The 7,732-nt window shown below is 59.3% G+C and carries 10 protein-coding genes; all 10 read right to left on the bottom strand.

Translation table 11 applies throughout. From position 1 onward, the window contains the following. Window positions 1-196 precede the first annotated feature (196 nt). Entirely contained in the window at window positions 197-325 is a 129-nt protein-coding gene (locus tag ACS5Q1_RS37690) for a hypothetical protein (protein WP_473103048.1), read from the bottom strand. Between the two features lie 135 nt (window positions 326-460). Beyond that, the gene (locus tag ACS5Q1_RS37685) at window positions 461-817 is read right to left on the bottom strand and encodes a DUF6894 family protein (protein WP_473103047.1); all 357 of its coding nucleotides are present in this window, start codon (window positions 815-817) and stop codon (window positions 461-463) included. 472 nt (window positions 818-1,289) lie between these two features. Next, entirely contained in the window at window positions 1,290-1,541 is a 252-nt protein-coding gene (locus ACS5Q1_RS37680; RefSeq protein ID WP_203445731.1) for an SMc00767 family acetate metabolism repressor, read from the bottom strand. Between the two features lie 153 nt (window positions 1,542-1,694). Beyond that, window positions 1,695-3,284 carry an isocitrate lyase gene (locus ACS5Q1_RS37675; protein WP_473103046.1) on the bottom strand — a complete coding sequence of 530 codons (1,590 nt, stop codon included), beginning with the start codon at window positions 3,282-3,284 and terminating at the stop codon, window positions 1,695-1,697. Window positions 3,285-3,800: 516 nt separating this feature from the next. Further along, on the bottom strand, window positions 3,801-4,019 hold the full coding sequence (locus ACS5Q1_RS37670) for a dodecin (protein WP_473103045.1): 219 nt from the start codon (window positions 4,017-4,019) through the stop codon (window positions 3,801-3,803). Between the two features lie 94 nt (window positions 4,020-4,113). Next, a complete protein-coding gene (locus ACS5Q1_RS37665; protein WP_473103044.1) occupies window positions 4,114-4,452 on the bottom strand; it encodes a helix-turn-helix domain-containing protein in 339 nt (112 codons plus the stop codon). Further along, a complete protein-coding gene (locus ACS5Q1_RS37660) occupies window positions 4,449-6,005 on the bottom strand; it encodes an ISL3 family transposase (RefSeq protein ID WP_473103043.1) in 1,557 nt (518 codons plus the stop codon). The genes ACS5Q1_RS37665 and ACS5Q1_RS37660 overlap by 4 nt, the downstream gene beginning before the upstream one ends. Window positions 6,006-6,194: 189 nt before the next feature. Then, a complete protein-coding gene (locus ACS5Q1_RS37655; protein ID WP_473103042.1) occupies window positions 6,195-6,476 on the bottom strand; it encodes a hypothetical protein in 282 nt (93 codons plus the stop codon). Window positions 6,477-6,702: 226 nt separating this feature from the next. Further along, complete coding sequence (locus tag ACS5Q1_RS37650; RefSeq protein ID WP_473103041.1) at window positions 6,703-6,885, bottom strand: hypothetical protein; 183 nt, start codon at window positions 6,883-6,885, stop codon at window positions 6,703-6,705. A 114-nt stretch (window positions 6,886-6,999) separates the two neighbouring features. Continuing rightward, on the bottom strand, window positions 7,000-7,263 hold the full coding sequence (locus ACS5Q1_RS37645) for a hypothetical protein (protein WP_473103040.1): 264 nt from the start codon (window positions 7,261-7,263) through the stop codon (window positions 7,000-7,002). Window positions 7,264-7,732 lie beyond the last annotated feature (469 nt).

Below are 7,732 nucleotides of genomic sequence, written 5' to 3'. Positions count from 1 at the left end.
CTTGCCCTTCGTCCAGTACGCACTACTGCTCCCGAGGCTCAAACTGTCAGAGCTGCGGCGTCATGTCCCTCACCGTGCGAGCCGCCGACTCTAACCTTGTCTGGCCGACCGTTTCTCGCTATGATCGGTACAACAGTATCACCACTCTCTGCTCGTCCTAGTCGCCCGGACGTGCCATTGGCGCAGCTACTTCTAGCTAGCCGTACTGGTTAGCGGCCATCATGCTCTCAGCCAAAGCCTCAACCTTCTGCAGGTCCAGAGTTTGGCGCCGCTTCACAGGCACATAGACATCGTGGATCGCAAGGGTTTGCTTCTTCAATGCCATCCCGACTGCTCCTGCATCGTGCCGTGCCCGATGGAAGTTTATGTCCGGCAGGTTGGTTTACCTAGGAGTAGGCTTTGCCAGCTTGGGCTCGTGCCAGTCCCAGAGGAGCGGGAAGATGACATCAGGTGTTGACCGTCAGACGTGTTGATGCTCCTGATGGTCTTCGAGAAAGCCGGGCCAATCGTCCCCGGGCTCGTTTTGATAGGTGCGGACGTCTGCGGATTGCGCACTCCAAAGATGATAGGTCTGAGGCGATTGGTCATGCCGATCGATCTTCATCGACGCGGTTACCGTGCAGGCCCGCTGATCCTGCTCGTCTCTCACCACTATGACAACATGGCTAGTATCGCTCTTTGCCAGCCGGTCTGTTCCAATCTCAGCCGCCGAGCGTGCCACTCCCTGTACTGCGGCGTCGAGACTGTCAAACTCGGAGCCCTCGTCATCACGCATGACCTGCTTCCCGTTCAGGACGTCGAAATAATAGTGGGCCACGGCACTCTCCTCCAGGTCTGCTGCACCTTGCATTTCACCTAAAGGCGACAAACCAAGTGCAGAGCCCTTCCAGGGTCAGAAAGTCAAATTGGCTCTCTTGAAGGGAGCGCGTCCCTTGCTCTGCAGGCGATCCTTGAGCAGCTCCGTCCTCCAAGTTGTGTTGGTGCCTGGATCGCCAGGCCTATCCACGTCGCCCCACGGCCCTGTTCGGGAGGAACTCGTAAGTTGCAGGGGCGAATTGGATCTGGCTAGAACTGGTGCTGGTTCATTCCAAACGCAAACCGCACCTCGATCCACAAAGACACCGGCAATAGCAGCCACGTGGTCAAGAGCCATCATTAGGCCCGGGTGTGCCGTCAAGCGGCGTCTGCAAGCTGAACTCTTCAGCCCCACAACACTACTCGACGGCTCTACCCGACGCTTCGACGATGCGGCTGGACCGTCGGCTGACACGACCCGCTCTTCAATCCGCCTAACTCTGTTTGTCACTTTGCTTGACGATGACCGGCACGATCATATCGCCCCAATATCCTGTCTCAGAATGGCAGCGTTTCACCCTCTGCAACTCAATGGATAGGCCATGGTTGACGCAGTTCATCACCGCCTCGTTCACGCGATGGAGCTCATTGGCCAGGATCCGGATGGCGCCCTCTTGATCAGGAGACATCGAGCTGGCAGCGTCTTCGAAGCGGCTCTTCAGTTGTGGCTTTTCAGAGATCGTCATGTTCTTCACTCCTGTTAAAGTCAATCGGTGACCACAGCATCTCTTCTACTGAAAGGCGTGCGGCCTCTGTGTCGTTAGACTTCGGCAAACCGCGAGTGCGAGGTGCAATCAACGAGCGGCGGCACAGATCGCGGCTCGGCCCGCGGCAGAAGTCTAGCCGAACTGGTTCATGGTGTTGTGAGCACCGCCGGCCTTGAGGGCAGCCTCACCGGCGAAGTATTCCTTGTGGTCGTCGCCCATGTCGGAGCCCGCCATGTTCTGGTGCTTGACGCAGGCGATGCCCTGGCGGATTTCCTGGCGCTGGACGTTGCGCACATAGCCGAGCATGCCTTCGCTGCCGAAGTACTCCTTCGCCAGGTTGTCGGTGGAGAGCGCCGCCGTGTGATAGGTCGGCAGTGTGATCAGGTGGTGGAAGATGCCGGCGCGCTTGGCCCCGTCCGCCTGGAACGTCCGGATGCGCTCGTCGGCCTCCTCGGCCAGCTCGGTATTATCGTAGTCCACACTCATCAGCTTGGCGCGGTCGTATTGCGACACGTCCTTGCCGGCCTTCTCCCAGGTATCGTAGACCTGCTGGCGGAAGCTGATGGTCCAGTTGAAGGACGGCGAGTTGTTGTAGACGAGCTTGGCGTTCGGGACGACCTCGCGGATGCGGTCCACCATGCCGGCGATCTGCTCGACATGCGGCTTCTCGGTTTCGATCCACAACAGGTCCGCACCGTTCTGCAAGGCGGTGATACAGTCGAGCACGCAGCGGTCCTGGCCCGTGCCGGAGCGGAACTGGAACAGGTTACTCGGCAGCCGCTTTGGGCGCAGCAGCTTGCCGTCGCGATTGATCACCACATCGCCGTTGACGCAGTTCTCCGGCGTGATCTCCTCACAATCAAGGAAGCTGTTGTAGAGGTCGCCGATATCGCCTGGCGTGCGGCTGAAGGCGATCTGCTTGGTGAGACCGGCGCCGAGCGAGTCGGTGCGGGCGACGATCAGGCCGTCATCAACGCCGAGTTCAAGGAAGGCATAACGGATGGCGCGGATCTTGGCGAGGAAGTCCTCGTGCGGAACGGTGACCTTGCCGTCCTGGTGGCCGCACTGCTTCTCGTCCGAGACCTGGTTCTCGATCTGAAGGCAGCAGGCGCCGGCCTCGATCATCTTCCTGGCGAGCAGATACGTCGCCTCGGCGTTGCCGAAGCCGGCATCGATGTCGGCGATGATCGGCGCGATATGGGTCTGATGGTTGTCGATGGCGTTGACGATCTCACGCTCCTTAACCGAGTTGCCACTCTTCCTCGCGGCATCAAGGTCACGGAACAGCAGCCCCAGTTCACGGGCATCGGCTTGGCGCAGGAAGGTATAGAGCTCCTCGATCAGGGCGGGAACGCTTGTCTTCTCGTGCATGGACTGATCGGGCAGCGGGCCGAACTCTGAGCGCAGGGCCGCCACCATCCAGCCTGAGAGATAGAGATAGCGGCGCTTGGTCGAGCCGAAGTGCTTCTTGATCGAGATCATCTTCTGCTGGCCAATAAAGCCATGCCAGCAACCCAGCGATTGGGTGTAAAGCGACGGATCGGCATCATAGGCCGCCATATCCTCACGCATGATCTGGGCAGTGTAGCGGGCGATATCAAGGCCAGTTTGGAAGCGGTTCTGCAGCCGCATCCGAGCGACAGACTTGGGGTTGATGCCGTTCCAGGTGCTCTGGCCCTCAATGAGCCGCTGAGCCTGTGTGATCTGATCTTGGTACGTCACGATCTTATTCCTCGTTTCTGTGAAGGTTGAACGAGGAAGTAGCGGGCGTGTTCAGGACCGTGAAGGCGAGTTAAGGTCCAAGTGTCAACTTTTACAACGAGTCCAGTGTAAATTTGTCAATTCTTTACATTCTCTGGCAATCCATAGCTTTCTGCTAAGTCTCTGATTTTCCTCAATGGGAAATCGCCGTGATAGTTGCGAGCTCTCTAAATCACTGTTCTTTCACGAAGAATGTTTAGCCTAAAGGCGAAGCCACCCTGAAGGAATTGGGTGAGCGAAACACTCCCCGCCTTGTGACAACGGAAGTGTCACTGTTTTTACAATTCGATGCCTTGTGGGAAGCAGCCTGTGCCCGGTCCACAAGCCCGGTAGGGCAACCCATGTTGATATCACCCATAACGATATCACAGACTCTGCCTGTTAATCCTGCCACAACTGTCCGCTGAGTTCGGGCTAGAGATTCAGGGTTACTCCGCCACTGGTTTCCTGCCGCGTTTAGGAAGCGCTTGTCTCGTACTACGGATACTCGCCTTCCAAGGTAAAGCCGGCCTTGAGCACCACTTGGTAATGCTGGACCTCGCCGTTCTCTACTTGCCCACGGGTTTGCACCACCTCGAACCACCGCAGGTTTCGCAGGGTCTGGTCGGCACGCTTGATCGCCGTTTGAATGGCATCCTCGATGCTGCTCGTCGATGAGCCCACTAGTTCAACGACTTTGTAGACGTGATCGGACATTCTACCCTCCCTGCTTCTATCCAAGATCACAGGTAGGGCAGACGATCTCACCTGCGAGGCGCGTCGCGCGCTCAACAGGAGTGTGAAATAAGGATCAGGAACATCGAAGCTGCTGACGTAGACCACTCATCGTATTGTTCCCATAGGTGTGAGGGAGCAGCCGTTCGAAGCTGCAGCGCACCGTGCCGTAACACTCGCAGGAGGTCTGCTCCAGGCCAGCGCGGCCCTGTCTGATGAGGCCTGCCTCCTGAAGCGGTCTGGTGATGCTGCTGACGGTGGAGCGCTGTACGCCCAGCATGTCGGCCAGGAACTCATGTGCGAGCGGCACCGTGTCCCGGTCGAGCCTCGGAGCAGGTAGCTTCGCCCACACGCCGGAGGGGTCGAAGTTGGGCTCTGACGCAGATTTGGTGCAGCAGTCGTCGTGACGTGTCATTCGGCTCCAACCAATCTGGCTTGCAGGAGGTCGAGATGGCCTCTGCCGTACATCTGACGCTTCACGAGCTTGAGTTTCGTGATCTGGCCCTCTGTCTGACCGTTCGACCATGGTAGCGTGATCGCCGCACGAACAGCCGCCTCATCCTTGGCAACGCCAGTGGCAAACGAGGCCACGAGGCTTTGGCGCGCTCGGGCAATCCATGATGTCAGGTCAGCCTCGCGGCCACTCCGGATAAAGGTCTGGAACTCGGCAATCGTGTCGCGGGCACGGACGAGAGCTGGCACGCCGCTTTCGATCGTGGCGATGGTCACCGTTTCCGCCTTGGTCAGCGCGTCTCGCCCCGTGCTCATCAGCCGAGCAATGGTCCTGGCGGACGGGATGCGCTGAAGCTGCTCGTCTCCAATCCGGTCAGCCCGACGGCGGCGGGTGGTCCATTCCCCCACAACGCGCAGCGAACCGCGAAAGCCGCTGGCCCGCACACGCCGCCAGAGCTCGGCGCCATTGCGGCACCCGCTGGTCCAGAGAGCCTCGAGCAGCGGCCAGTATGCCTCGAGGCTGCTCTCACGCTGGCGGAAGACATCGCTCCGGCACCCCCGCAGGATCTGTCGTACCGTGCCGCGGCTCAAGCCGGTGCGCCGGACAATCTGCTTGATCGGGAGGCCGTCCGCGCCGAGAGCCCTGACCGTTGAGTTGGTCTCCTCACGGCGCAAGTAGCCCTCGTACTGGAGGCGTTCGGCACAGGTGAGAAGGTCCGGGTTGATTGTTGTCGATCCGATGACCTGACGGATCTGGCGCATCGACTTGCGCACCGCCTCCAGAAAGGCGCGGCTGGCGTTCTCCATCAGATGCCAGCGATCCGCGACCTGTATTGCATCCGGCAGCGCCTTGGCCGCCGCCTCGCCGTAGCCACCGCCTCTGTCGCGGGCGACAACGGCAATCTCCGGGTGGCTGGCCAGCCATGCCTGTGCGGTGGCCTGCTCCCGGTCCGGGAGGAGCGATGCGATCCGCCGCCGTTCGAGATCGCAGACAATGGTGCCGTAGCAATGATTGCGGCGCCAGGCCCAATCATCGATCCCAATGACGCTCAGCGGCTCTGACGGAAGGTGGGCATGCCGGCGCACAAGGCGCAGAAGAGTATCCTTGCTTACAGGCAGCATCAGCCGCCGGGCCAGGCGCGTTGCGGGCCGTCCGCCCAGAGCTAGCCCGAGGTGGTGGGCGATGCCCTCGAGCCGGGCGGTGCGCCGGGCATGGCGGGAGATCACATCCGGAGCAAAGCATTCGGTGAAGATCTGCCGCCCACACCGGACAGCATCGCAGCGGAAGCGCCGTGCCCGGATCAGGAACTGGACAGGTCGACCGGCCAGCGGCAGATCCGCCACGCGCCGGAGATAGTGGCTATGAACACGCGAGGAGATCGCGCCGCACGAAGGGCATATTCCTGATCGCAAGCCGGAATGGACAATGATGGTCACCTGCTGTGGATCAGCGTGGATCTGATCCACGACCAAGCCGGGCGGGATCAGAGCTGAGAGGCGTAGGCTTCGGTGCATGAGGCTGCCTCCTTCTGGAAGACGGCATCAATCCAGTCCTCAACTGCACCAAATCTGCGTCAGAGCCAAACTTGCACGCCGAAACACACCCGCCGACCCATCGTAAGAGGAGCGGCTGGCATAGGTACCAGATGGCGTGTTGTTAAAGGGCCTAAGCGGAACTCTATCGGCTGCCTTGGCTTACGTTGGTCAGGCAGCCAGGGCCTGAATCTGCTTCTGCACGCGTTCAAGTTGTGCAACGTAGGGCATCCGCCGCTCGCAATGACGTTCTTGCAACTTCCTCATCGTCGTCTGCTTCAGCCATTCATCCACCGCGCTATTCCTGATCGTCTCCACATCGCTCTCATGCTCGAAATCAATGACGGCCAGAGTTGCCAAGAGCGCTTGCAGTGAAGGCAAAAGCTCTGATGGATACAAACGGGGAGCGCCCATTCCGGCGTGCGAAGGACGGTATTCCGTGTTAGCGGACATGGCTTTCCTCCGATGATTATGGGTCATTGGCGTGGCCTATTTTTGGTACAGTTGGGGTGTTGCTGGGCTTGACGCAACACTCGCTCATGAGGGTGACACTTATATGTAGTGCCGATGATCAGTTGCGGTTGGCCGTCGAGAGAGGCTCCCGCAGCCCGGAGAGGGTGGCTTCCTCAGATCCCTTCAGATGCCGATGGGCTGACGATGTTGCTGCTGCCGAAGCTCCTCAAGCTGATGCAGCGTAAGGCTGGCGTCGGTGGCGATGCGCCGCTTTCAATTTTTGCGGGACGTGTCTTTTGACGTCTTCATCGCTGGCGCTGCGTGCAACCTCAGTCAACTGAAGACGATACCCTGCGTCGATTCGGCTGAGCGTGCGCACAATTTGCCAAATCGTGAATTGGAGTTTCATGAGGCGATCCAGGGTCGCGTGTGGGGCCCGCTCAATGCGGTATTGTTGTGGTGCATTCTCGGTATCCCTCCGCCGGTTATCTGACAGGATGCCCGGAACTCACAACGCGAATGGTCAGGCGGCAAAGGATTGACGGTGCTGTTGCCGCCGAAGCGTCTCCAGGAGGTCTACGTACGGCTGGCGCTTCTCCTGATGGGCGGTTCTGACCTTATCTTTAATGGATTCTCTCAGGTCTGGGTCGAGGACGTTGCCCTCCACCTGTTCCAATTCAACCTCGTTTGCAAAGTCAATGTCGTCAAGGGTATGGAGAACCTCACGCATCATGGCGTCGAGGCTCGGCGAGTACATGCGATAGAGCTGCTTCGATTGCTCGGGCACGATTTCCTCTCATTGTTCTTGCTTCTTGGCCCCAGAGATGGGGCATTAACATAGGTTGGCAAGTGCAGAGCGGCGCGTAGGATTACGATCTATCTCCATGGACGCCCTCCGAGGGGCTCGACAGCCGCGCCCGTGCTGGGGCATCCTCATCCACATCAGTGTGGCCAGAGAACGGTATCCGCTCCGGTCGTCATTCGGTCTAGCAATACAGCCAAGTTTAGTGCGGTTAGCTCGGCAGCGTCAGCTTAAGCCAATCGGAGCTGTTCGAGCGCGTCACGCTTGCTTCTAAGCCATTGAAAGTATGCGACCTGCCTCTGGTTAAAAACCCCGCAAAAGGGGGCAAAACCCGTTAAGTTGATGGAGTGGACGCTCCCTGCTCACCGGCATCAAAGTGCCAAAGGGTGGTCGTCATGAAGAGGGCCACAAGGAGAGGGAGCGTCCGCCATGCAGATTACCACAGTCGGCCTGG

The organism is Microvirga sp. GN3, assembly GCF_055792825.1.
Note: the sequence above shows the minus strand (reverse complement) of the source record. Positions and strands in the feature narration are given on the sequence as shown.